Origin of the sequence: Pseudoalteromonas aliena (assembly GCF_038155085.1) — a bacterium.
Taxonomy (GTDB): domain Bacteria; phylum Pseudomonadota; class Gammaproteobacteria; order Enterobacterales; family Alteromonadaceae; genus Pseudoalteromonas; species Pseudoalteromonas aliena_A.
This window is the reverse complement of the sequence record NZ_JBAKAU010000019.1, coordinates 38275-62896: the sequence shown is the minus strand read 5'-3', so window position 1 is coordinate 62896 and position 24622 is coordinate 38275. Positions and strand designations below refer to the sequence as shown.

The window sequence follows — 24622 nt, the reverse complement described above, 5'->3', positions numbered from 1 at the left end:
GAGCACTACCTTGACATGGTAGGGGTCGGTGGTTCGAATCCACTCAGTCGTACCACTTCAAAGTAATGAAAAACCTAAGAAAAAGTACTACCCACTCTTGATCACCCGGTCCAAAAGTCGGTGATTCGAATCCACTCAGGCGTACCAATTTAAAGCAATAAAAACTAAAAGAAAAAAGCACTCCCCACTCTTGATCACCCGGTCCAAAAGTCGATGGTTCGAATCCAATCAGTCTGGCACGGTAAATTTATGTCTTTGATTATTGCCCACTAGAAACAAACTCACCCTTATGTTATTTTCGTCTTGCTAGCAAAGTAAATTAATCAACTATAGGAGCCTTTCTTTTTTGAAACTTACGCCGCCCTGAGTTAATGCCCCCTTTTTCATCAGCACATTAGGTGCAACCTTAATCGCCATCTGCGCGAGAATCACTGTTATTTAAATAAAATATTCCCCTATACTTTGGGAAACTAACTAATTAGGTTATTTACATGTTTGATCACGTAAAAAGAGATTGGCTCTCTAATGTTCGTGGCGATGTACTTGCTGGTATTGTTGTGGCGCTTGCCCTAATACCTGAAGCGATTGCCTTTTCTATTATTGCCGGTGTTGATCCAAAAGTAGGTTTATACGCCTCATTTTGTATTGCGGTTATTATTGCCTTTGTAGGCGGACGTCCTGGCATGATATCGGCGGCCACCGGTGCAATGGCACTGTTAATGGTGACGCTAGTTAAAGATCATGGTTTGGAATACTTACTGGTTGCTACCTTACTCACTGGCGTAATACAAATATTTGCAGGCTTTTTAAAGCTCGGTGAGTTAATGCGGTTTGTATCGCGCTCTGTTGTAACAGGGTTTGTAAACGCGCTGGCGATTTTAATATTTATGGCGCAGTTACCAGAGCTGACTAATGTTACTTGGCATGTTTATGCGATGACCGCTGCGGGCTTAGGTATTATTTACTTATTTCCGTATATTCCAACTATTGGCAAAATACTTCCCTCTCCTTTAGTGTGTATTGTTGTTATTACACTGGTTTCAATATTTTTGGGTCTTGATATAAGAACCGTTGGCGACATGGGCGAACTGCCAGACACTCTACCTATATTCTTATGGCCCGATGTACCACTAACACTCGAAACACTGCAAATTGTTTTACCATATTCAATTGGTCTTGCTGTTGTAGGCTTACTTGAGTCAATGATGACCGCCACTATTGTTGATGACTTAACTGATACAACGAGCGATCGTAATAAAGAATGTAAGGGCCAAGGTATTGCTAATATTGGCGCAGGCTTATTTGGTGGCATGGCGGGTTGCGCTATGATTGGACAATCCATTATTAATGTTAAATCAGGTGGTCGCGGCAGGCTTTCTACCTTTATTGCAGGCTCATTTTTAATCATTATGGTGGTGTTTTTAGATGAGTGGCTACGGTTAATTCCTATGGCAGCCTTAGTTGCGGTAATGATTATGGTATCGATTGGTACATTCTCTTGGGCATCAGTTAAAGATTTAAAAAAGAATCCACTTTCGTCAAACATAGTGATGATTTCCACCATTATTGTGGTTGTTGCCACGCATAACTTAGCCATTGGCGTTTTAGTTGGCGTGTTGTTAGCTACGTTGTTTTTTGCCAATAAAATTGGTCGCTTTATGGTGGTTAAAACTAAGCATGATGAAAGCAACGATAAAATAACCTATGAAGTCGTTGGCCAAGTATTTTTTGCCTCAGCTGAGCAATTTATAGCGTCGTTCGATTTTAAAAATGCAGTTTCTAATGTGGTAATTGATTTAACCCATGCTCACTTTTGGGATATAACCGGTGTATCGTCACTCGATAAGGTGGTTATTAAATTTAGACGCGAAGGTGCAACGGTTAATATTGTTGGTATGAATAGCGCAACCGAAACAGTTGTTGATAAGTTTGGTGTGCATAACAACCCTGAAGAAGTCGAAAAACTACTTGGCGGACATTAAGGAGAATGCAATGACTAAAATAATTACCTATGTAGATGGCTCAGCCATTACTAAAAATGTAACCGACGCTGCTATTTGGGCTTCAAAAAAGCTAAATAAACCAATTAGCTTTGTGCATACAATTGAAAAACCCCAGCAAACTAACATTGGCGACTACTCTGGTAGTATTGGACTTGGTGCACAGTCAACACTTCTTGATGAAATGACTAAGCTTGACGAACAACGCTGCAAAGTAAGTTTAAAAATGGCTGACGAATTATTAAACTCAGTTAGTAATCATGCTAAATCGGCAGGTATTACTAATTTTGAACTAATTAAGCGCCACGGTGATTTGCTCGATAACGTTATAGACTTAAAAGACGACACACGCCTTATTGTTATTGGGCAAAATGGTGCGGGGCCTAGTAATAGCTTTGCTGTACTGGGCTCACATATAGAAACCTTGGTACGCAGTGCAACCCAACCTATTTTACTTATTCCAGAGACATTTAAACAACCTAAATCATTTATGATTGCGTACGACGGCCGCGAAACAGCCGACAAAGCGCTACAACAAGTGGTTGATGGCGGCTTGTTACATGGTTTGCATTGTCATTTAGTGAGTATTAAAAACAGCGAAAAAGACCTTGAAGAAAAATTTGTTAATGCACAGCACAAGCTTATCAGTATGGACTTTGAAGTGTCGGCAAGCTTTTTAGAGGGAAATATTTTTGACTCGTTAATGCAATATAAAGAGCAAAATAATGTAGAACTAATTGTAATGGGTGCGTTTGGGCACTCTAAATTAAGGCAGTTTTTTGTGGGCAGTAATACCATTAAAATGCTCGAAAACAGCGATGTGCCTGTGGTTATTTTAAAATAAATTTAATAACCTGCACCAAAAAGCCTAAAATCACTTAACTGATTTTAGGCTTTTTGTTTTTGGCTTAGCTTGGGTTTTATTTTTAACTTTAAAGTAAGCTTTATTTTTTAGCTTCAAACTTTTCAAATAAAAACTGAATAAACGACGTCACCTTTTGAGCCACAAATTTTCTATGAGGATAAATAGCAAACAAGCCAAATTCAAATGTTTTATAATCCGCCATAACTTGCACAAGTTTGCCCGATGCAATATCGTCTCTCACCACTATTTCAGGGATTAAACCAATACCGCCACCCGCTACAACCACCTCTTTTACAGCTTGCGGATTATTAACCGAAACACGCGAGTTTACATTTGCCGTTAATGCCTCACCAGTAGGTGAAGCAAGTGGCCAATGGCGACCTATTTTAAAGTTGCTATCAATCACTGTGGCGTGTTGTTCAAGCTCATCAACACTCTTAGGAGCACCAAAGCGGTTTATATAATCTGCTGATGCACATAAAATTAAAGGGTAACTGGTAATTTGCCTCGCGATTAAATTAGAGTCAGACACACTGCCAATTCTTATTGCTAAATCAACCCCCTCTTCTAGCAAATCAATTGTTTTGTCTGAAAGCACTAAATCAATACTTAAATCAGGGTATCGGCTCAGTAATTCAGGCATTAACGGCGCAAGGTTTGATTCGCCAAACGACACCGGCGCACTCACCCGAAGTTTGCCGCTAGCAAGTGCTGTTTGACCCGATAAGTTATCGAGCATTTCGCTGTAGCTTTCAATTACAGGCACTACGCTTGTGTAATAACTTTGCCCCGCTTCGGTAATCGAAATTCTGCGCGTGGAACGGTTAAATAATCTAACCCCTAAGTCTTGCTCTACAATGCCCACGTATTTACTAACCAGCGCCTTTGAAAGCCCTAGTCTGTCGCCTGCGGCTGTAAAAGAGCCTGTTTCAACAACCGCGATGATTGTTTTAATGCCAATAATAGTATCCATGATTGTCAATATAGCATTGACATTTATTCCTTACTAGTTCGGTTTTTCAAAACTGATAATAGTGAAAGAATAACGTTATTAAAAACCACTATTCAAATTAAAAAACAGGACAACCCATGAGCAACCTAACGCTATATCGTTTTACTTTATCTGGTCATTCACATCGTGCAGAGCTATTTACATCGCTTTTAAAGCTTGATGTAAATATGATTGATGTTGCACTGCAAAACGGCGCACAAAAGCACGCTGACTTTCTAAAAATGAATATTTTTGGACAAGTACCGGTACTTAAACATAACGATGACATTATTAACGACTCAAATGCTATTTTAATATACTTGGCACAAAATTTTGATGCTGACAGAACCTGGTACCCAGAAGATATTACTGTTCAGGCGCACATTCAGCGCTGGTTGAGCGTTGCTGCAGGGCTTGTGGCTTCAGGTCCCTGTTCAGCGCGTTTAGTTACTGTATTTGGCGCGCAGCTTGATCATCAAAATGCGATAAACATTGCCCACACATTATTTAAAACCATGGATGCGTACTTACAAAACCGTGACTACTTAGTAGGCACTCAGCCAACTATTGCCGACATTGCTAACTTTTCGTACATAGCACACGCACCGGAGGGCGGCGTATCACTTGAGCAGTACCCAAATATTTTAAGATGGTTAAACAACATACGTAAACTTGATGGTTTTATAGCAATGCCTGAAACAAAAGCAGGTTTGTTGGCTTAGTAGTTCAAGTATTTAAAAGTTTTTTAAAAGAGGCTATTAAGCCTCTTTTTTGTGTGGTTGTTTAAGTGCTACTTGAGATTCAGTGATAATATTTATAATTGGTAATAGGTTACGCTATTTGTTATTAATACATATTCACAATATAGGGACATTGTCATGTGAAAATTAGATAAATGTCCTAGTAAACAGTTAGCTTAATTTGAAAATGACGAATCAAACAATAATCATGGAAGTATATTATGGTAAGTAGTAATTCAGGTGTAGAAGGTGGATCAGGATATTCATTTCAGCGTTGTTGTGTTGTTTTTCTATTATTTGAAGGCTATGAAACCATAAACTTAGAAAATTATTTTATTTGCTTGGAGCACCATGAAGATTTTCTATTTGCGTTTTTAGATGAAAACCGCCATTTAAACAAAATCGATACATATCAAGCAAAAAAATCAAGAGATGACTGGAGAACAGACAGTGATCTTTGTGAAATAATCGGGAAAATGACGGCGGTAGGCAAGGAACTTCTCAAGGATCCTCACGAAAAATCTAATGATTATAAACACACGTTAAACTTTCTTACTAATCGAAATATACTCTTAACAAGTAAGCAAGAAAAAGGAGTTAAACAAGATAAAGTTAAAGTCCAAGTTTCAAATAGACGAAAAAAATACGCTGATTTAACAGGCAAAATTAAGGAAAATATTGAACCAAGGATTTGCCAATCAATACTTGAAATCACTCAATTAGAGAACGTACATTTCCAATATATTGATTTTGCTCAAAGCTACCAGAGCTGGCAAAGAGAACTCAAAGGTTTATCCATAGAGCACTTTGGTCAAGAAGTAAATGACCATGAAGCTGTTATTTCTACTTTAATGCGGTTATTAGAAGATGCTGAACAAACATATAATAATGATAATAAAGTTCTTTTATCCGACTCAAGTAAAAGAGTAACCAAAGAAAAAATAAATGAAACTTTCAATATGTTTACTGAAAGTAAAAAATCTTTTGATTTTTGGAGACAATACTCAGAACAAATTTCTAGTGAACTCAATTTAAAACTACCAATACGCCGAAGAGCAAAAGAGTTGCTAGAGAACTGTTTTGATTACTTTAAGGATATTCAGCAAATAGAATATCGTAAAATTTACAAATTTGTTGAAACAAGAACCGATATTGATGAAAAGCACACCAATGAAGCGGATTGTATTGTAGATTTATATCACTGTTATCAAAAAGAATTCCAACCTAGATTAGAAAGCTACATGGTGTCATTCGCCGTAATTGCAGCATATGTAGAAACAAGAGGAATGTATGCCTAAGTTAATTTTAAAAAGTTTATTGGTTTATTCTCCTAATGGTGAGAAAGGCTTTCATACAGAATTCAGTGATTCAGTGAATATTGTTCATGGTCGAAATACTTCGGGGAAAAGCACGCTTATTCAATCAGTTATTTATGCGATGGGGATAAATGACTCAAAAGACAATTTGAATGATATTAACGGCGAGGATGTTTTTTTTCGACTTGATTGTGTACTAGAGAAATCTGAAGAAATTTGTAATCTTGTATTTGTACGGTCTAATGATACGTTAGTTTTACAAAAAGGAAATGAACCCCCTGTTAGGTTTGACGGAATTAACAGTAATAACTCTTATGAGTACATTAGATACAAAGAGCTTTTGTCAAAGTTAATAGGTTTTGATTTGGTTTTACAAAAGCAAGCTGAATTAATAGGTGCGCCATTAGAAGCCGCACTATTACCGTATTACATATCCCAATCTGTAGGATGGGTATATATACGTGAGTCAATAGGTGATTATAGATTTTATAAAGACTTCAAATTCGACTATTTGGATTACTATTGTGGTATTAAAAATGACCACAAAAGAATTATTAAATACAACCTTGAAAAAGAAAAAAAGGAATTAAGTTTCGAATTAAAACAACTTGATTCTTATGAAGTTAAAAATGAAGAGTTGAAAATATCAAAATTACTTGATGAACGTTTTAAAGGTGAGGCTGAAAACTACCTTAAAGGCTACCAAGATTTAAGCAAAGAATTATCAGAAAAAGAAGCAGAACATACGAAGCTATGTAATAAAATGAGTATGTTGAGGGGAAGGCAGAGGGTATTATCTCAAATAATATCGAACATAAAAAATCAAAAGCCAAAAATTGATCAGTGTCCAACCTGTGACCAAAGTTTACCAGGTGATTTGAAAGAGTTTTATAGCTATAGCCAAGATATTAACGATGCTTTAAAAGAAAAGGGCAGAGTAAAAGAGCACATTAAAAACAACGCAACGAAGTTGAACTCAGTTGAAAAACTTATAACTTCTTTAAGAATTAAAATAGAGAAGGATTATGGGGTTTTACGACGTTTAAAATCGGATAATATTACATTTGATTCTTGGCTGAATCATAATGCCAACTTACAAATGTTAAAAAATATTTCTATCAAAAAAGCTGCATGTGAAAAAAGAATTAACGGAATTAATATTGATATAGATAAGCTTGGGAGCAGTGTTGATATTGACTCCTTGAGAAAAGTTAAGGAAAGAGAGTTCCTTTCTATATTTAAACGTAAAGTTTCAGCGTTAGGTGTTAAATTACCAAAAGAAGCCAAATATCAGGCTCTGTATTCTTTAAATTCATTCCCGTATCAGGGCGTAGAGCTACACCAGTTGTTAATGGCTTATAACTTCTCGTTCTACGAAATGGTCATGAAAAACTCTACTATTCATAGCTTTCCATTTCTTCTTGATGCGGTTTTTAAAGAAGATATTGATTCGGAGAGCAGAAGTAATATTTTCAAATTTCTTTCTCATGAAACTAAATCCAGTGGGCAAGTTGTTTTTTCTGTCGCGGAGTACAAGGGAGATGAAACTTCATCTAATCCTCTTTTTAATATTGAAAACATTAAAAGTGAATACTTTTCTCCCACCACAAAATTGATCTGTATTGGAGACAGTAAAACCAAGCGTTCATTTTTATCCGATACAGCTTTAATAGATAGTGTATTAATTAACGATACTATAAGTTTGTTAGAAGTAGTCTAATTGTAGTATCACAGTGATTTTATCATCTCATTAAGAACTAGTTATTAATGAGATGTGATATGCCTATCTACAAGTAGAATTACCTCAAGCTTTACAGCTCTAAATCAAGCTCATCAACGCCTTTAGCAGGTACGGCGCAGCAAATTAGCGCCTGCCCGGTCTCAACTGGGTAACTTACGCTATTACGATACACCACAACGCCTGCGTTTATTTTTACAGCGCAACTGCCGCAGCTGCCGTTTCGACAGCCAAATTCAGGTTCTAAGCCATGAGCTTCGGCTACATTAAGTATAGTGTTATCGCCTTTGTTCCAGCGCTGTTCAAAACCTGATTTACTAAATTTAATTACAGTGTTGTCTGCTTCCTCAGTGCTAATTTCTTTGCTTTTATTAGGCGCTTCGTTTGTGTTAAGTACTTTGCGCTTAATACTGGAGGGTCCAAATGCTTCAGCAAATATGTTTTTATCCTGCACACCGAGTAATAACAGCTCTTTATATACATGCTGCATAAACGCTTCTGGTCCGCATAAAAAGAACTCGTAATCATCAAGTGGTAAATAATATCTAAACACATCCGCATTTATGCGCCCTTTTAAATCAAAGCTCTCATCTTTTAAATTAGAGCCATTGCCTTGCTTTTCATTAAGCTCAGGCTGCGATAAAAGCGAGTAGTAATCAATTGCGCCCCCACTGTTATCTGCAAGTGCTTTTAGCTCATTGTAAAACGCGCGCTGCTGCGCATTTTTAGCACTGTGAAAAATATGCAAAGGGCGTGTATAGCGGGTTCTTAACCCTTCATTGGCAATGTGTTTAGCTATTGAGATCATAGGTGTAATGCCTATTCCACCACCAATAAGTACCGCTGGTTTAGTATTAGTTGGATCAATAAAAAACTGCCCTTGTGGGTATTTAGCTAAAATAACGCTCCCGAGTTTTACGTTATTATGAAAGTAGTTTGACACCTCACCGCTAAGCTCTTTTTTAATCGATAACCGATAAAACTGCTCATGCGGGCTTGATGACACCGTGTAGGTTCTAATAACGGGTTTGCTATTACTGTTATTACCACTACTTTTACTTGGTATTTGTACGGTTAAGTGCTGCCCAGCTTTAAACGGTAACAAGGTTGTATTGTTATGCCCTTGTAAATAAAAGGACGTAATTACGTCACTCTCTTTAACTATTTTAGTTACTTTTAAAGGCTGCCAAGTATGTTTAAGTTTTTTGGCTTGTTTGTTTTTATCAGCCTCAAGCCACGTGCCCGTCATTTTAGTGTTAGGGGAATACGCATTAAATTTAGCAGTAAATGGAAGTACGTTTTTAAGCCACATTCCTTTAGTTAGGGTAAATTTCCAGCCTCGGTCTGCGCCAATAAAACCCTCTAACTCTGGATTGCCATCCCATAAAATTTCAACACTGCCGGTAAGCATTAATACATTACCCGTATTAAAGTCAGGAAATAACAAACCTGCTTTTGGGTTTAATAAAAAGTTACCCAAGGTATTAAAAAAATTATTACCTGCGTAATCAGGGATCGTTAATGTATTGCCTTCTCGCTTTACAAAACCCGGCAACCCACCACGGTGAGAAACATCAACCCCTTCAATTTTTGGATTGTTTTTTGCGGTTATAAAGCTTGAAACAAAAAATGTATCGGTGTTATCAATTAACGCACTGGCTGCGTTATCAAGTGTATTAAATTCAACTTTTTGTACCGCATTACTTTTAAGTAAAGAGTCTCTATTAAATGTTAAGTCGCGCGTTTGAATATACTGCGGACAATTACCAAAAGATTGATCAACATTAAAACTCACCTTATTATCGGCAATTACCTCACCTACGCGCACATTTAAACGGTTACGCCTACGCGTGCTCAGCTCAATACCTAATAAACCAATGGACGAACCTGTGACTTTTAACGTTTTATGGAGGGGATCGTTTATATCAACGGTGTTTGTCATTAACAAAGATGTGGGTGTGGGGACGCTTAAAAAACCAGGCTTACCTGAAACAATAGAAGCCCATACATCGGCGTTTTCATCAACACTGCCTGCAACCACAAATGGTAACTGCGCAAAAAAGGCTTGATGCTGCTCAGGCATAAAGGAACGAATAGCTCGCTTGCCAAATGTATCCATTAGTTCTCGTTTGGCCAGTTTGTCTTGAATTGCCAGCTCACCTTCATGAAAAGGAGAAGGGATTAAGTTGTTTGCGTTTGTCATTGTGATCATAAGTCAAATGTATATTTAATAAATTAAATTTAACTCAACTCATGAATAATGATAATGCGTGTTTTATTGACTGATAATGCACAAAACAATGACAATACTTGCACCCTCTTAGTGCCAGGCACGCACCAAAGTAAAACAATAAAGTACAGATAAATTACTTAAAGACTAAGTTAACTCTTTAAAAACAGCCTCTTAAAAACATGGCCACTTTATTGCAAACAATTAATTAACAAGCCAGTTATTTAAACTGGCACATATTTAGGTTGTTATGACCACAGGCAAAGAAGCCCGCCCGCAGTACATGAATTTGTATCTGTGGCGGGCTTTTTTGTTTTTAAAATTTAAACCGTCACATTAAGGAATGCCTAATGCAAACCTCGCAAAAAATACTCATTATCGGCAATGGTATGGTCGGACATCATTTTGTTGAGCAAATGCGCCAAAGCGATGACAAAGCAAATATTACAGTACTTTGTGGTGAAGCAAATCTTGCATACGATCGCGTGTACTTATCAAGCGTGTTTGATGGCAAAACAGCCGCCGATTTGGCACTAACAACCTTAGAGAACTATCAACAACTTAATGTTAATGTACATACTAAACAGTGGGTTGAAGGCATTGATAGAGTAAATAAAGTAGTAACAACGCAAACCGGCGATCAATACCCGTACGATAAACTTGTACTTGCTACAGGCTCGTTCCCATTTGTGCCACCAATTAAGGGGAACGATCAACTCCATTGTTTGGTTTATCGCACGCTAGAGGATTTAGATCAAATAAAAGCCAGTGCCGCAGCCAGTAAAAGCGGTGTTGTTATTGGGGGTGGTTTATTAGGGCTTGAAGCCGCAAACGCAATTAAACAATTAGGGCTCGATACCCATGTTGTTGAGTTTGCACCGCAGCTTATGGCTGTTCAGCTCGACGGGCAAGGCGGCACGTTACTAAAAAATAAAATAGAAAAACTAGGCGTTACTGTTCACACCTCAAAAGCAACCAGCGAAATTGTTAAAGGTGAAAGTAGCCGCTTTAGACTTAACTTTTCAGACGGTACGTTTTTAGAAACAGACTTAATTTTGTTCTCAGCCGGTATTCGCCCTTATGATCAACTGGGTAAAGTGGCTGAGCTTGAACTTGGTGAGCGTGGCGGTATTATTATTAATAACCAATGCCAAACATCAGATCCTGATATTTTAGCTATTGGCGAATGTGCCTTATGGGATAAAAAACTATTTGGTTTAGTGGCACCTGGCTACAACATGGCCCGCGTTGCAGCAAGCCAGCTAAGTGGCGGCGAACTTGAATTTTCAGGTGCCGATATGAGCACTAAATTAAAACTGCTAGGTGTTGAAGTAGGCTCTATTGGCGACGCTCATGCAAAAACACCCAACTGCAAAGAGCTGATTTACCAAGATCCAATTAGAGACTGCTATAAAAAAATCATTTTAAATGAAAGCGGCGATAAGCTCCTTGGTGCAGTACTCGTTGGTGATACCAGCGATTACGATACACTACTTCAGTACATGTTAAACGACATGGACTTACCAGAAAACCCTGAGTGTTTAATTTTACCAGACAGCGGCGGCGCGCCGTCGTTATCGGGCAGTGCCCTACCCGACACCGCCACTATTTGTTCGTGTCACAATGTGAGTAAAGGCGACATTGTAGGCGCCATTGATGGCGGTTCGTGCGACTTAGCCTCAGTAAAATCATGTACTAAAGCAGCAAGTGGCTGTGGTGGTTGTGCCGCTTTACTTAAATCGGTAGTAGATGATGAGCTGGCAAGTCGGGGTGTTGAAGTAAACAACCATGTGTGCGAGCACTTCGCGTATTCGCGCCAAGAGCTACTGCATATGGTTAAAGTAGAAAGCATTAAAACCTTTGATGATTTATTAGCTAAACACGGCAGTGGGCATCATGGTTGTGAAATATGTAAACCTGCAATCGCTTCTATTTTAGCCTCAACGTGGAACGACTTTATTTTAGAACCTGCCCATGTTGGCCTACAAGATACTAACGACACCTACCTCGCTAACATGCAAAAAGACGGCTCGTACTCTGTAGTACCGCGTATTGCAGGCGGCGAAATAACGCCCGACAAACTCATTGTCATTGGCCAAGTAGCAAAAGACTTTAACCTTTATTGTAAAGTGACTGGCGGGCAGCGCATCGATTTATTTGGTGCTCGTTTAGAAGAACTCCCGGTTATTTGGGGAAGACTGATTGAAGCTGGCTTTGAAACAGGTCACGCCTACGGTAAGTCTCTTAGAACGGTTAAATCGTGTGTGGGAAGTACTTGGTGTCGCTATGGTGTACAAGACAGTGTTGGCCACGCAATAGACATTGAAAACCGCTATAAAGGTTTACGCTCACCGCATAAATTTAAAATGGCTGTGTCGGGTTGTACCCGCGAATGCGCCGAGGCACAAAGTAAAGATATAGGTATTATTGCCACCGAAAACGGTTGGAATCTATACGTATGTGGTAATGGCGGTATGCGCCCTCGCCACGCCGATTTATTTGCGACCGATTTAGATACACCCACACTTATCAAATACATAGACCGTGTGTTGATGTTTTATATAAAAACCGCCGACAAACTACAGCGTACCTCTGTATGGATGGAAAACCTTGAGGGCGGTTTAGACTACCTTAAAAGTGTAGTAATAGATGACAGCTTAGGTATTTGCCAAGAGCTTGAAGAACAAATGGAACTTATTACTCAAACATACGCATGTGAGTGGAAAAAAGCGGTAGAAAGCCCTGAAGCGTCTAAACGGTTCCGCCAGTTTGTGAATAGCCCTAATCCTGATGATAATATTTTATTTGTACAGGAACGAAATCAAATTCGCCCAGCTACAGATGCTGAAAAACGCGAGCAAAAAATGACTCAAAACCGAATCCCAGTAATGGAACTTGAAGAGGAGCAAGCTGATGTCTTGGCATAATATTGGAACAATTGATGACCTAGTTGCTAATAGTGGTGTATGCGCATTAGTTAATAATCAGCAGGTGGCTATTTTTTATGTACCCCAAAGCAAAGAAAGCGTGTTTGCCATAAGTAACTACGACCCAATCGGAAAAGCAAATGTGTTATCTCGCGGTATTATTGGCTCTATAGAGGGAAAACTGGTCGTAGCTTCGCCGTTATATAAACAGCATTTTTGCTTAGCAACAGGCGAATGCCTAGAGGCAGAAGCAATACATTTACCGGTTTTTGATGCAAAAATACAAGACGGCAACGTACTTATAAGCGCCGAGCCAAAAATAATTAAAGCGGTCGCGTAAGGAGATTATTATGAGCGTGCTTTCTTATTTTTCAGGTATTGAAAATGGTTGGCTAAACAAATTTGTGAATAAACTCACTAATGGCGCTGAGCTTACTAGTAAAGGAGCTAAAAACGGCCAAGTTTATATTATAGGAGCAGGCCCAGGCGATGCCGAACTAATCACCGTAAAAGCGCAGCGTTTAATACAAACAGCCGACGTCATCTTATACGATTGGCTTGTAAGCGAAGATTTACTAAAAACATTACCTAAAAAAGCGCAGAGGGTATTTGTAGGCAAACGAGCCGGTATGCATTCAATGACACAAGCCAATATATGCGCCCTACTTGTTAAATATGCTCAACAAGGGCTAAACGTAGTGCGTTTAAAAGGGGGCGACCCAAGTATATTTGCGCGCATAAACGAAGAAGCCGATGCACTTACAAAGCATAATATTAGCTTTGCGATTGTACCTGGTGTTACCACTGCATGTGCGACATCTGCATATACAGGCATTCCGCTTACAGTACGTGATGTAGCGCGAAGCGTCACGTTTTTAACTGCCCAATTTGCAGATCCTAAAAAACTGCCTAACTGGAGCAATTACGCCTTTGTGCAAGGCAACAATAATCCAACTTTAGTGGTTTATATGGGCTTAGGACGGTTAAAAGAGCTAAGTGGTGGCCTTCAATCAGTTAATTGGCCAAGTACTACGCCAATATCACTTATCGAAAACGCCACAACGAGTAAGCAAAAAGTAATTACCAGTACATTAGAAAATATAGTAAATGATCATCTTAGCCATAACCTGCAAGGCCCTACTCTTATAATTGTGGGAGAAGTAATAAATCATAAAATGGCTATTAGCGCAGAGCTTTTAGCTCAAACGGTTAATAGTTAATAGTTAATAGTTAATGAAATTTAATACATAATGCACTTTTCGCGCTTATTTCCTCCCCAGGGGTAAGCGCGCTTTTTACTGCAACGCAAGCAGTGTGCAATATTCCCTTTTTATGCACCAAAAAGGGTAAATTTGTGTGCCTAAAATAAAGTTTAAAATACTCATAAAATAAAAATACAACAATAAGCGGCTGTTTTAGATTGATTTTCTATTCAATAATTAATTTTTTTCATGATTGGAACAAGGGTTGCACTTTAAAAACTAAAAAGTGCGGAACTAAACCTATGCAAACAAGCAATCCTCTCACAAAACAGTTTTTACTTGCGGCAAAGTATCAAGAAATACATGCCTTAAAACAATTGCAAAATAGTTGTGCTTCACTTACTAAACTGGGTGATTTTGTACACCAGTTACAAAAAGAGCGCGCTATGAGCAACATCTATTTAGCCTCTAAGAGCTTACATTTTAGTAATGAACTAACACAGCAAATACCCATTACACAAAGCGCTCAAGATACGTTTTATGACTCTCTTAAAACAACCTTTATATCTGAAAATGCCGACCCTGGTCATTCAAGATTATACAATTTAATTACCTACAGCCTACAGGCACTTGATGTTCTACCAGCTTTGCGCCATCAAATAAACAAACAAAATGTAACCGCTGTTCATGCCACGCAATCATTTACACAACTTATAGCAAGCTTATTAAATATTATTTTAGAGGCAGCGGATGGCGCAAGCGATCCCAAAATAACGCGCTTGTTAGTCGCATTTTTTAATTTTATGCAAGGTAAAGAATACGCAGGACAAGAGCGTGCCTGTGGTGCACAAGCATTTGCAGCGAGTAAATTTACAGAAGAGCAAAAAACTAAGTTAGCTCACTTTGTGCAAGAACAAAATCATAGTTTTTCGTTTTTTGATGAATACGCAGACGATCATTTACTTAAATGCTATAGCTCACTCATAGAGCACCCAGTAAATAAGCAAGTGGATCAGCTAAGAAGTTTATTACAAAAACTCGATGACGAAAATGCGCAGCCTTTATCGCAGCTTAGTGAAGTATGGTACGAAGTAACCACAACACGCATCGATATTATGCATAAAATAGAGCAAAACATTAGCGATCATCTAATTGATTGTGCCGCGATGCAAATTGCATGCGCACAACGAAAATTAAATTCAAATAAGCAAATACTTAATACCTTAGAGCAACAATATATGCCTGCAACCGACGGGCAGTTAGCACTTAAAGACAATGAACCAACTAATACGGCAGCCAACAAGCTCAACAGTAATAAAACCATGTACGATTTAATTTTAGAGCAAAGCCAGCATATCAAACAAATTAACCAAGCATTAGTTGATGCAAAACGAGTGATCACCGAGCAAAAAGTGATTCATCAAGCAAAATATATATTAATAGAGCAATTAAAATTAACCGAAGAGCAAGCCCATAAACAATTGCAAAAGCAAGCTATGGATTCCCACAGCTCGCTTTATAATGTAGCGCAAACAATTGTTGAATTAAGTGATGATTAACACTAGGGCGTGTTGATCTTTGATAGTTGAATTTGCAGCAGTGTGTTTGGTTTTTAGGCAAGGCGGAGCCTATGAAGTGTGGTTACTCCCCATAAATAGGCGATAACGCGGCATAAATGGCAATTATGCGCTGCCCTTCGGGTTCTGCCTAGGGGCGATAAACTCTTTGTTGCCTACATGGATGTAGGTAAGGGGCGTGAGCAGGACACGGAAGCTTTACTCGGTTTTTACTTATTCTTACATGGATGTAAGCCAGTAGGGTAACGCAGGAGCAGTTACCGAGCCCACTAGGTTACAAACCTCGCGCCGCGATTTAATCGCCCCTAGATTGAACAAATTTCAATCCGCAAAGTTCAACACGCCCTAAATGTTATACGTTAACTGCATGCGCTGATTTTTTGATCGTAAAATATAGGCGCGTGTGTGGTCGTATATTAAATTAAATGCAAAAGCGTAAAGGGTTATAAAAAAGGTGACCCCAATATCCATTATAAATGCTTGCCAAAAATTAACGCTTAATATGAATGCCATTACCGGAATAGTGAATATAAGTAAGCCACCTTGAAATAAAATGACATGAAATACTCTAAACAATAACGAGCGTTTTTCTTTAGCGCCCGTGGCCACTCGGTCAAAAAACCAGTTAAAAATAAAATTCCAACACATAGCAATGGTCGCAACAATGATCATAGTGCCCGATAAAGCCCCAATTGCATGTTCTGTAAATAGTGCTAAACCTAAAATTGATAACGACACGGCTAAAACCTCAAACAAAACTGCCTGAAACACTCGCTCTGTTGTACCCATTTTTTCTGTCATCATATCCCCTTTTATCTTTTAATATTTAAGTGCTGTGATAATGACAGATTTAGTTAGTTACAAAAGTTAGCAACTATCACTATTAGTGATAAGGTAAGTGTGTAGTTTTAAATCGAGTGGAATAAAATGTATAGCTTAGAGCAACTAAAAATATTTGTAACCGTAGTAGAAACAGGTTCTTTTTCAGCAACAGGGCGCAAGTTAAAGCGTGCGCAGTCAGGTATTAGCCAAGCGATTTCTAACCTTGAAATTGCAATAAATCAAACATTGTTTGACCGTAATAAAAACACACCCACTTTAACAAATAGCGGAAAAGCTTTGCTTCCCGTTGCTTATTCTATACTGCACCAACAAACTTATTTCGATCAAAAAGTTGAGTCTCTTGCTAAAAACTACGAACAAGACGTAGTCATTGCTATTGACGAAAGTATAAGTAATCACGGAGTTTTAAAAATAATAGCCCCCTTTGCAAAGCAGTACCCTGTTACAAACTTTGAGCTAATATCAGCGACTACGTTTGATATAGAAAAACTTGTAAAAACAGGTAAAGCGCAACTAGGTATCATATATAGTGATGGTGAACTAAAAGTAGATATGGATTTTTTTCTGCTAGGCCAAGTACGATTTTTAACAATTGCGTCGCCACAACATGCGCTGGCTAAACTCAGTAAAGTAAATAGCAGTGACTTAAAAGCACATAGGCAATGTACTCACCGTAGCCTTAATCAATCAGAGTTATGGTTTAGCTACGCTATAAGCGCTAAGGTGTGGTACGCAAATACCCATCAAACGCTCATAGATTTGGTAACACAAAATGTGGGCTGGGCGTTGGTACCTGATTTGGCAATAAAGCAACAACTTAAACAAGGTGACGTAGTTGCCCTTCCCGTAACACATGAGCAAGGCGGTTGGCTGACGCCTATAGGTTGTGTGGTATCAAGAAGTAGACCTACAGGCCCAGTTACTGAGAGTTTACTCACCCTTTTACAGCAACATTTTTTAAAAGAAGGTGATTGGAAAGCTAACGTTTAATAACACTCAGGCGGCGTTAAATTGCGAGCTTCTTTTTTATCTTAGTTTGCCACTCAAGCGCAAGCTCGGGTAGTTCAAGTGCTGCTAGTAATACGCTCTCAAAATCTGGGTATTGTTTATCAAAAAACGCCTGAAACAACGTTTTTGCTGAAATATTATGCTTAGCTTTATATTCAATAGTGACTGCATCGCCCGTTTTTGCCATACCTTGCTCAAGCACTCTAAAGTAAACACCGGTGTGGTAATACTGAGTAAATAATTTTAGGCTTTGTTTATTATTCAGAGCAATAGCCAATTTAAAGCACGGCACACGCGGCTGGCTTACTTCAAGCAGTGCAGTACCTACACGAATACGATCGCCTATATGAATATTTTGCTCATCAAGGCCTGAAATTGTAAAGTTCTCACCAAAAGCACCGACTGCTAAATCATCATTTTTAAGGATGCGCCTCCAATAATCATAATGATTGTGTGAAAACGCATAAACCGCTTTATCCACCCCACCGTGATTAACTAAATCGGCTTGTTCATCACCTATTATATTTAGCTTTTCAATAACAACTGGCTCACTAGTTGGCGTTTTAAAAATACCAGTTTTAACCTCTTTACCATTATGAACAACCGTTTTTATTTTAGAGATATTGGTAGATATTATTTTCATCTTAAACCTTTGATTATAGCTAAAAATAAGAGTGCGTAAGTTTCATCATTCATCTTTGAAGATCAACAAAGTAAGATTATAAGTCAAAAATATATAACAGAGTTAAAAACAGAAACACTACAAATACAGGGGTAAGTACATAGAAAAGGATATTTGCTATGGTTTTGTGTTTTTCTCTAAAGCGAAGCATGCCATTGTATGTCGCTCTAAAAAGTGGAAATGTAATAAAAGCTCTAAAAATTGCCCATGAAACGAAACTGCAGTGAAGTTTTATTTCAAACCAAAACTGCTCCGGATTAATCTTTAAAGATTGACTCGGCGAGCTTTTGGACCCAATTGACCACCCAGTTAATAGCTCTAACATAATTATAAAAATAAGTAGAGCCGCAATCCAAAGGTAAGCTGACTCTATAGATTCTCTTTTTGAGATAAATTTTTTCATTAATATTATAAACGCATATATATAGGCTTACACGGACCTACTTTTCCCACTTGTTTAACGCTTGCTTGTCGCTTTGTTTAAATTCGACCCAATTTGATGAATCTTTAAAATGCTCTTTTTTCCAAAACGTGGCGTGGTTTTTTAAGTAATCCATAATAAATTGTGCGCCTTCAAACGCAGCTTGGCGGTGGCGGGAGGTTACGCCAACAAATACAATTTGCTCCCCAAGCGCTAAATAGCCGACTCGATGAATAATACTTATACGGGCAAGTTGCCAGCGTGTTTGCGCTTGCTCGGCTATCGATTGCAGTAGTTGCTCAGTCATACCTGGGTAGTGCTCAAGCTCAAGTGCGATTACGTTATCACCGCTGCTAAATTCTCGCACAAGCCCTGTAAACGTGACTACGGCACCATCGCTTTTATTATCACTGCAAAGTGCATTGTGTTGCTCACCTACTGAAAAATCGTGAGTTTGTACTTTAATGCTTATACTCATTAGCCACCTGTCACCGGTGGGAACAAGGCAAGTTCATCCCCTGCTTTTACAAGCTCATCGCTTGATGACATAGTTTGGTTGAGCGCACACAATACATCACGCTCTTCAAGCCATGCCTGCCAATGCGGGTTTTGCTCAACCAGCATGTGTTTAAACGCTTTAATGCTAAGGGGTTGAGCTATATCAACGGTTAACTTATCGCACTTTAGGCGTTCTTTAAGTTGGCCAAAAAACAGCACCTTTACCTGCCCTGCAGCTGCATTCATATTATCTAAATTAGTCTCGCTGCCAGCTGCCATGCTTGCCTCCTGCTTTTTGTGTTACACGCATACCGTGTATTTCCATAAGCGGATCGGCGGCTTTACACATATCAAATAATGTAAGAGTCGCCACAGATACAGCGGTGAGCGCTTCCATTTCAACACCCGTTTTGCCCGCTAATTTACAGTAGCTAGTGACTTTAATTTGGCTATTTGCTTCATCAAGCTCAAAATCAACGGCTACTTTACTCAGTGCAAGCGGGTGACAAAGCGGAATTAAATCGGCGCACTTTTTAGCGCCCTGAATACCTGCAATGCGTGCAACGCCTAGCACGTCACCTTTTTTATTTTGATTAAGCAGCACTTGCTCAAAAGCGTGTTTGCTCATTTTAATATAGGCCTCGGCAGATGCATCGCGCAGAGTAACCTCTTTTAGCGATACATCAACCATGTTTGCTTGGCCATTTTCGTCTACGTGGCTCAGCATATTATTGCTCTCGTGATTCACATTTTTTACCAATAGTAATATGCGGGGCAAAGTTACATGGCTTGTGCATTGAGTCTAACTGATCTTTTATAATACCTGACCAGGCTGTTTTACATGCGCCTGTTGAGCCTGGCATACAAAAAATAACCGTGTTATTTGCAAGGCCTGCCAGTGCGCGAGATTGAATAGTTGAGTTACCAATTTCGCCGTACGAAATATGTCTAAATAGCTCACCAAATCCATCTACGCTTTTATCAAACAGCGGTGCAAATGCCTCTGGTGTTGAGTCACGCTCGGTAAAACCCGTACCACCGGTGACTAAAATAGCGTGAATAGTGTCATCGGCAATCCACTGCGAGGCAACTGCACGCATTTGATAAACATCATCTTTAACGATGTCTTTATCAGCTAAGTGATGGCCTGCCTCAGTTAGCGCTTTAATTAAATAATGGCCTGAGGTATCCGTAATTTCATCGCGTGTATCGCTTACTGTCATTACGGCAATGTTTAGTGCTATTTGTGTCTCAGTTGTGTGGTTCATAGGGTTCTTCTCAATAAATTAGGTTTGTGTTGGTCAAATTGCTCATTAACAGCTTTAAATTGCGCCGGCGTATTAGTATTAACAAGCGCATGTGCTTTATCACATTTAAGCGTTTGCACACCAATACTACGGGTAAACTGTTTAATTGATTTATGACTATTTGCGCTTATGAGTAATTGTTTTAAATGACGTTTAACGCTTTGGGTGTTACGAATATACAGGGGTAACGGTTCATTTTCAAAGTGCCATGTATGTATTTGTGGCTGATTTTTTTGAAAGTGGGATTTATCACTTACTACAGATACTATTTGCGATAATAAATTACAGGTAAGCAGTGGCATATCTACAGCGGTTACAAGTATATCTTGCTCTGTTGCCATTAAGGTTGAATAAATCCCCCCAAGCGGGCCAGAATCAGGGTAAATGTCGGGTATGTATTGCGAAGTAGCACTTTGTACATTACGACTTATGAGTACATTACTTGCTCCTGCTGCTTTTAATAATTCACAGGCATTTTGCAGTAATGTTTTATTTTTTAAAATGAGATTGGCTTTATCGCTACCCATTCTTGATGATTGCCCACCAGCGAGCACAACCCCCGTAAATACTGCTTTATTGCTCATTTTAGCCGCCCAGCATAGCTAAATGGGTTGTGGCGCCCGTTAAGCGCTTATCAAGCTCATGGCTAATAGTTTTATTGCCCATTGCCGCTTGAATAGCGTTTACAGTAGCTGGCGTATCTTGCTCATTTAAATGCGGACGTAAATCTATACCTTGTTCAGCAAATAAGCACAAATGTAATTTGCCTAATGACGATACTCTTAATCGGTTACAGCTTTTACAAAAATCTTTACTGTAGGGCATAATTAAGCCAATGCGACCCTCAAAATCGGGGTGACAAAACTCCTCTGCAGGCCCGTTTAATTTACCTCTCACTACCTGTAACCAACCCTGTGCTAAAAGCTGTGTTTTAACACTTTGCCCGCTTAAATGATTTTGTTCAAAAAAGGTGGCGCCATTGCCTGTTTCCATTAGTTCGATAAAGCGTACCGTTACTTTTTTATATTTCACCCAGTTTAAAAAATCCTTTAATTGGTTTTTATTAAACTGCTTAGCCAGCACGGCATTTATTTTTATATCTTTTATGCCAAGCTCAATTGCTCGGTCTATCCCTTTTAAAATGTGGGTTAGCTTATCGTGCCCTGTAATTAATTTAAACATGCTCGGGTTTAAGCTATCAATACTAATGTTGAGCGCATCTAAGCCTGCACTATAAAACTCATCAATTTTATTAAATAAGTTAAAACCATTCGTTGTTATGGCTACTTTTTCTATACCTGGCGTGTTTTTACATTGCTTTATAATATCGGTAACGTCACTGCGTAAACACGGCTCGCCGCCTGTAATACGCACTTTTTTAGTGCCTAATTGCGCAAATGCATTTACTAAGGTGTTTATTTCGCTTTTATTTAAAAAGTTTCGAGGAGTATCGCACTGATACCCGTTTGGTAAACAATACGTGCAACTAAAGTTACACACATCGGTAATAGAGAGGCGCAAATAGTTAAACTGCCGACCAAATTGATCATTAAGCATATGCTTCCTTGTTTATTTACATTTCAACTGCAACATCAATACTTTGAGCGCTTTGCGTACTATGTTGCTTTATTAGTTGGCTTAACTGCGTTTTACACGAGCCACAGTTTGTGCCGCATTTTAGTTTAGACCCCAATTGTTCCACTGTATTTGCACCACTTTTAATGGCACTTATAATTGGTTGCTCACGTACTTTAAAGCAACTGCACACCTGCGCGCCTTGGGTAAACTCTTCATCGGGGGTTGCATACAGCAATGACTGTAATTGGCTAAACGTTATTAAAGGCTCTGCAAATAAATGATTTATCCACTCAAGTGATATGTCTTTTTGAGAAGATGAAATTACCGCAACAAACACTAACTGCTCTTTTTGAATGCATTGAACATGCATGGCTTTTGCCGTGCTCATTGCAGACCACTGCCCTTGTAGCCCTGTTAGTGTTTGGCAGTAATAAAGTAAGTCATTTTGTGCCTCATTAAGCGCTAACTGGTAATTAACACAATTGCTTGCGTTAACTTTAAGCCAAAAATCACTGTTTATTTTAAGCTCGGTTTTGCTAAAAAATTGCATGTACTGAGCAAACTGCGCTTTAACTAAATCAACGGCACCATGCTTACACTCAGCTTGGCCCGAAATCGGATCTACAATCGATTGATAGAGCCCACTTACCGTAGCGGATGAGGCAAATTGCTTGTTCCAGTGGATAGGCATAAAACACTCGCCTTTGCGCACGGCATCCGTCACTTTAGCATGAGCCGTGACCTGCCCCGTTTTAGCATTTGCCGTTATTAAATCGTTTGGCTTTATGTTTAATTTGCTGGCGTCAATGGGGTTAATTTCAATATACGGGCGCGTTATGTGTGTTGAAAGCGCAGTACTTTTCCCGGTGCGGCTCATTGTATGCCATTGATCGCGTATTCGCCCTGAGTTCATTACAAAGGGGTAATCACTTGATGTTTGCTGCACAGGAAGTTTAGGCGTTATAGGTATAAAGCGGGCTTTTTTATCCGCGGTGCTAAATTGTTTATTAGTAAAAGCCTGCCCATTTTTATAAGGCTCATTTTTTAGTACCGGCCACATAACCGGTTTTAAATTATCGTATTGCTGCTGCGTAAGCCCTACTAAGCCTGATAAATTAAGCGCTCTGCTGCCGTTATTTTCAAAATCAGTTAGCTGAGCCCATTCATCAAAAATGCCGCTTGGGTCTGTAAAGTCAAACCCTTCAAAACCCATTTTTTGAGCAACTGAGCATATTATTTGCCAGTCGTTTTTAGCCCCCGAGAAAGGCTCAACTAACGGCCGCTGCCTTGATATTCTGCGCTCTGAGTTAGTTACTGTGCCGTTTTTTTCACCCCATCCGGTAGATGGAAACGCCACATTAGCAAATTTTAGGGTATCGCTTTTGGCAACACAGTCAGACACAACCACCAGCTCACATTGCTCAAGTGCATGTTGTATTGCTGCGTTATTAGGCAGGCTCACCATAGGGTTGGTGGCCATTACCCAAATAGCTTTTATTTTACCTTTGGCTATTTCATCAAACATATCAATCGCATTACAGCCTGCTTTTTTAGCTATTTTTGGTGAAAGCCAATAGCGCTGTACAAGGGATTGATGTTCTTCATTTTCTATATCTAAGTGAGCCGCTAATTGATTAGCCAAGCCACCGACTTCGCGCCCACCCATTGCATTAGGTTGCCCAGTTATTGAAAACGGACCACAGCCCGGTTTTAACAACTTACCTGACGCTAAATGCGCATTTATAATGGCGTTACACTTATCAACCCCTGAGCTTGATTGGTTAATACCCATCGAATAAAAACTAATAGCAGTTGGACTTTTTGCAAATAAGGCGTAAAAATCACTGACTAGCTGTACGTCAATATCACAAAAGTCACTTACTGCATTAACACTCCACTTTTTCGCCTCTGCAAGCGCGGTTTCAATACCGTTTGTATGCTCGTTAATAAACTGCGTATCTAAAAAGCTATGTTCACTTAAATAATTAAGTAAGCCGTTATAAAGTGCCCCGTCGCTGCCTGGTTTTATATTTAAAAAGGTATCGGCAAGTTCAGCTGTATCGGTTTTACGCGGATCAATAACAACTACTTTCATGTTTGGATTAAGCTTTTTTGCGCGCTCCATACGCTGATAAAGCACCGGATGCGTCCACGCAGCATTCGAGCCAATTAAAATAAGTAACTCAGTTTGCTCTAAATCTTCGTAGGTACATGGCACTACGTCCTCACCAAACGCACGCTTATAACCTGCAACCGCAGATGACATACACAGCCTTGAGTTTGTATCTATATTGCCTGAGCCTATGTAGCCTTTCATTAATTTATTGGCAACATAGTAATCTTCGGTGAGTAACTGCCCCGATACATAAAACGCGACCGAGCCCGGCCCGTGCTCTTTAATAATGGCGTTAAACCTATTAGCCACATATTTGGTTGCAGCATCCCAACTGACAGGCTCGTTATCAATAAGGGGCGATGTTAATCGGTTGTCGGTGCCGGTTGTATCTAACAAATGCGTGCCTTTAACACACAAGCGGCCAAAATTAGCAGGATGTTCGCGCATGCCTTCAAGTTTTGTTGGGGTATTATTTAATAATGAAATATCAACCCCGCACCCTACACCGCAATAAGCGCAAGTAGTTTGTTTAAGCAAAGGCTTATTTGAACATGTGTTTAACGTTTTCATACTGCTCTCTTAT

Annotated in this window: 21 protein-coding genes; 10 read left to right on the top strand and 11 right to left on the bottom strand. The window is 39.1% G+C overall.

All coding sequences use genetic code 11. From position 1 onward, the window contains the following. The first annotated feature begins 491 nt into the window (after positions 1-491). Together V6260_RS15635 and V6260_RS15630 are read left to right on the top strand one after the other, a co-directional pair. Positions 492-1982: a SulP family inorganic anion transporter gene (locus V6260_RS15635; protein ID WP_341595038.1), complete on the top strand. Its 1491-nt coding sequence runs from the start codon at positions 492-494 to the stop codon at positions 1980-1982. 10 nt (positions 1983-1992) lie between these two features. Continuing rightward, positions 1993-2844 (top strand): universal stress protein, encoded by an 852-nt coding sequence (locus V6260_RS15630; protein WP_341595037.1) that lies wholly within the window; start codon positions 1993-1995, stop codon positions 2842-2844. Between the two features lie 100 nt (positions 2845-2944). Here V6260_RS15630 and V6260_RS15625 read toward each other — a convergent pair whose 3' ends face one another. Further along, complete coding sequence (locus tag V6260_RS15625) at positions 2945-3838, bottom strand: LysR family transcriptional regulator (RefSeq protein ID WP_341595036.1); 894 nt, start codon at positions 3836-3838, stop codon at positions 2945-2947. A 116-nt stretch (positions 3839-3954) separates the two neighbouring features. Between V6260_RS15625 and V6260_RS15620 the strand changes: the two genes are divergently transcribed. From V6260_RS15620 to V6260_RS15610, 3 genes are all read left to right on the top strand, one after another. Further along, positions 3955-4578, top strand: coding sequence for a glutathione S-transferase (locus V6260_RS15620; RefSeq protein WP_341595035.1), 624 nt, complete (start codon positions 3955-3957; stop codon positions 4576-4578). Positions 4579-4817: 239 nt separating this feature from the next. Next, positions 4818-5894: a hypothetical protein gene (locus tag V6260_RS15615; protein WP_341595034.1), complete on the top strand. Its 1077-nt coding sequence runs from the start codon at positions 4818-4820 to the stop codon at positions 5892-5894. Beyond that, positions 5887-7632, top strand: coding sequence for a hypothetical protein (locus V6260_RS15610; RefSeq protein WP_341595033.1), 1746 nt, complete (start codon positions 5887-5889; stop codon positions 7630-7632). The genes V6260_RS15615 and V6260_RS15610 overlap by 8 nt, the downstream gene beginning before the upstream one ends. Before the next feature lie 91 nt (positions 7633-7723). Here the strand turns inward: V6260_RS15610 and V6260_RS15605 are convergent, their stop codons facing one another. After that, positions 7724-9853: a pyridoxamine 5'-phosphate oxidase family protein gene (locus V6260_RS15605; protein WP_341595032.1), complete on the bottom strand. Its 2130-nt coding sequence runs from the start codon at positions 9851-9853 to the stop codon at positions 7724-7726. A gap of 377 nt (positions 9854-10230) precedes the next feature. Between V6260_RS15605 and nirB the strand changes: the two genes are divergently transcribed. The 4 genes from nirB (at position 10231) to V6260_RS15585 (ending at position 15568) form a co-directional block, all read left to right on the top strand. Next, a complete protein-coding gene (gene nirB, locus V6260_RS15600) occupies positions 10231-12807 on the top strand; it encodes a nitrite reductase large subunit NirB (protein WP_341595031.1) in 2577 nt (858 codons plus the stop codon). After that, on the top strand, positions 12794-13147 hold the full coding sequence (nirD, locus tag V6260_RS15595) for a nitrite reductase small subunit NirD (protein ID WP_211016374.1): 354 nt from the start codon (positions 12794-12796) through the stop codon (positions 13145-13147). The genes nirB and nirD overlap by 14 nt, the downstream gene beginning before the upstream one ends. A 10-nt stretch (positions 13148-13157) precedes the next feature. Next, complete coding sequence (gene cobA, locus V6260_RS15590; protein ID WP_341595030.1) at positions 13158-14027, top strand: uroporphyrinogen-III C-methyltransferase; 870 nt, start codon at positions 13158-13160, stop codon at positions 14025-14027. Positions 14028-14311: 284 nt separating this feature from the next. Beyond that, positions 14312-15568, top strand: coding sequence for a nitrate- and nitrite sensing domain-containing protein (locus V6260_RS15585; protein WP_341595029.1), 1257 nt, complete (start codon positions 14312-14314; stop codon positions 15566-15568). Between the two features lie 363 nt (positions 15569-15931). On the opposite strand, the gene V6260_RS15580 is transcribed toward V6260_RS15585, so the two are convergent. After that, complete coding sequence (locus V6260_RS15580; RefSeq protein WP_341595039.1) at positions 15932-16387, bottom strand: PACE efflux transporter; 456 nt, start codon at positions 16385-16387, stop codon at positions 15932-15934. A gap of 126 nt (positions 16388-16513) precedes the next feature. On the opposite strand from V6260_RS15580, the gene V6260_RS15575 reads away from it, so the two are divergent. Further along, positions 16514-17419, top strand: a complete 906-nt coding sequence (locus tag V6260_RS15575) for a LysR family transcriptional regulator (RefSeq protein WP_341595028.1) — start codon at positions 16514-16516, stop codon at positions 17417-17419. Between the two features lie 16 nt (positions 17420-17435). Here the strand turns inward: V6260_RS15575 and V6260_RS15570 are convergent, their stop codons facing one another. From V6260_RS15570 to V6260_RS15535, 8 genes are all read right to left on the bottom strand, one after another. After that, positions 17436-18080 (bottom strand): MOSC domain-containing protein, encoded by a 645-nt coding sequence (locus V6260_RS15570; protein ID WP_341595027.1) that lies wholly within the window; start codon positions 18078-18080, stop codon positions 17436-17438. Positions 18081-18559: 479 nt separating this feature from the next. Further along, positions 18560-19018, bottom strand: coding sequence for a molybdopterin synthase catalytic subunit MoaE (gene moaE, locus V6260_RS15565; RefSeq protein ID WP_211016400.1), 459 nt, complete (start codon positions 19016-19018; stop codon positions 18560-18562). Further along, a complete protein-coding gene (locus V6260_RS15560; protein WP_341595026.1) occupies positions 19018-19317 on the bottom strand; it encodes a MoaD/ThiS family protein in 300 nt (99 codons plus the stop codon). Before V6260_RS15560 ends, moaE begins: the two co-directional genes overlap by 1 nt. Next, positions 19295-19765, bottom strand: coding sequence for a cyclic pyranopterin monophosphate synthase MoaC (moaC, locus tag V6260_RS15555; protein ID WP_138528496.1), 471 nt, complete (start codon positions 19763-19765; stop codon positions 19295-19297). The genes V6260_RS15560 and moaC overlap by 23 nt, the downstream gene beginning before the upstream one ends. A 1-nt stretch (position 19766) precedes the next feature. After that, complete coding sequence (gene moaB / locus V6260_RS15550; RefSeq protein WP_341595025.1) at positions 19767-20306, bottom strand: molybdenum cofactor biosynthesis protein B; 540 nt, start codon at positions 20304-20306, stop codon at positions 19767-19769. Continuing rightward, positions 20303-20929: a molybdenum cofactor guanylyltransferase gene (locus tag V6260_RS15545; RefSeq protein ID WP_341595024.1), complete on the bottom strand. Its 627-nt coding sequence runs from the start codon at positions 20927-20929 to the stop codon at positions 20303-20305. The genes moaB and V6260_RS15545 overlap by 4 nt, the downstream gene beginning before the upstream one ends. Position 20930: 1 nt before the next feature. Continuing rightward, entirely contained in the window at positions 20931-21902 is a 972-nt protein-coding gene (gene moaA, locus V6260_RS15540) for a GTP 3',8-cyclase MoaA (RefSeq protein ID WP_341595023.1), read from the bottom strand. A gap of 16 nt (positions 21903-21918) precedes the next feature. Then, the gene (locus V6260_RS15535; protein WP_341595022.1) at positions 21919-24609 is read right to left on the bottom strand and encodes a nitrate reductase; all 2691 of its coding nucleotides are present in this window, start codon (positions 24607-24609) and stop codon (positions 21919-21921) included. Positions 24610-24622: the final 13 nt, after the last annotated feature.